This is a genomic window from Streptomyces sp. NPDC015125 (assembly GCF_043080045.1).
GTDB lineage: Bacteria > Actinomycetota > Actinomycetes > Streptomycetales > Streptomycetaceae > Streptomyces.
This window is the reverse complement of the sequence record NZ_JBIBVF010000049.1, coordinates 1-1,554: the sequence shown is the minus strand read 5'-3', so window position 1 is coordinate 1,554 and position 1,554 is coordinate 1. Positions and strand designations below refer to the sequence as shown.

Sequence of the window (1,554 nt, the reverse complement as noted above, 5' to 3'; positions counted from 1 at the left end):
CCCTTCGCGGTGCCGGACGCCTTCTCGGCGACCTTCGCGTTTCCGGACGCCTCCGTGCCGGCGTTCCCAGATGCCTTCGAGGCCGCCTTGGTGGACGCGTTTCCGGAGGTCTTCGAGGCCGCCTTCGTGCCGGTCTTCGTGGACGCCTTCCCGGCCCCCTTCTCCGCGCGCCGGGCGGCCGAAGCCCCCGCGGCGGGTGTGGCCGCCGCCAGCTGTGCCGTCCACCGGCGCGAGAAGTAGGCGACGCCGACGAGTACCGCCACGAGCCCGATCTTCACCAGGAGCAGCTGTCCGTAGCGGGTGTCGGTGAAGGCCGTCCAGGAGCCGAGCTGGCGCCAGGACTGGTACGTGCCGGTCACCACCAGCGCGATCACGCTGCTGAAGGCGACGCGCGAGAACCGGCTCACGGCGAGGCCGGGGACCGGCGTGTCTGCCGGGCCGCGGTACAGGGCGACGAGCAGCGCGGTCAGTCCGCCGAGCCAGGTGGCGACGGCGATCAGGTGGACGACGTCGACCGGCATGGCGAGACCGGCCTGGAGGCCGACGGAGGCGTGCTCGGACATCGCCCAGGTCGCCGCGAGGCCCACCGCCACGACGCTGCCGCCGACCGCGAGCCCGAAGGTGAGGTCCCGCTTCTCCTCGTCCTTCCGTTTGTCGTACGCGCCGAAGAGCACGGCGATGAACAGCGCGGCCGCCGCCAGCAGCAGCAGCCGGGAGACCAGCGCCGCTCCGGCCTTGGTTTGCAGCACCTCGCCGAGCAGGCCGAGGTCGAAGACGTCGGCGACCTTCCCGGAACCGGTGTAGGAGCCGCGCAGCAGGAGGAGCAGGAGGGTGGCGGCGGTCAGCGAGAGCCAGCCGGAGACGACGAACCGCTGCACGACACGCACCCCGGAGCCGCGCGGCCAGCAGGCGAGCACGAAGGCGGCGCCGCCCACCAGCACGGCGAACCCGGCGTACGACACGTACCGCCCGACGCCGTACAGCCCGCCGACGAAGCCGCCGCCGGCTCCCTGCCCGGAGACGGTGACCGAGGTCTCGGAGGGGGCGCCGACGGAGAAGGTGTAGGCGCCGGAGACCGGGTGGCTGTCGGCCGAGACGACCTGGTACGTCACCGTGTAGGTGCCGTCGGGCAGCCCGGCGTGCAGTTTCACGGAGTACGTCGTGCCGCCCGTGCCGGACGGCTTGCCGTCGTCGACGCGCTTGCCCTTGGGGTCGAGCACGCGCAGCGAGTCGTCGTCCATGGAGACCGACTCGGAGAAGGTGAGCGACACCTGGGCCGGAGCCTTGTCGACCACCGCCCCCTCCCGGGGGTCGCTGCCGGTCAGCGCGGCGTGCGCGGAGGCCGGTCCGGCGCCGGCCAGCAGCGCGCAGGCCGCGGCCAGGAGCAGCAGCACCAGGGTCCGGACGCGCGGGGCGATGGTCTGCGTCAAGGTGGTCCCTCCCTCAGTGTCCGGAGTCTTCGGAGTGCCCGGAGTGTCCGGCGGTGGGCTGGTAGGTGGCCGCCTTCACGGGCAACGTGACCGTGACGGGGCCGGAGTGGGCGAAGTGCAGTTC

At 73.0% G+C, this 1,554-nt stretch carries 1 protein-coding gene; it reads right to left on the bottom strand.

Translation table 11 applies throughout. The features are described from left to right. Window positions 1-1,430: copper resistance CopC/CopD family protein (locus tag ACF088_RS41185; protein WP_392381116.1), on the bottom strand; the 1,430-nt coding region annotated here is incomplete at its 3' end. Window positions 1,431-1,554: the final 124 nt, after the last annotated feature.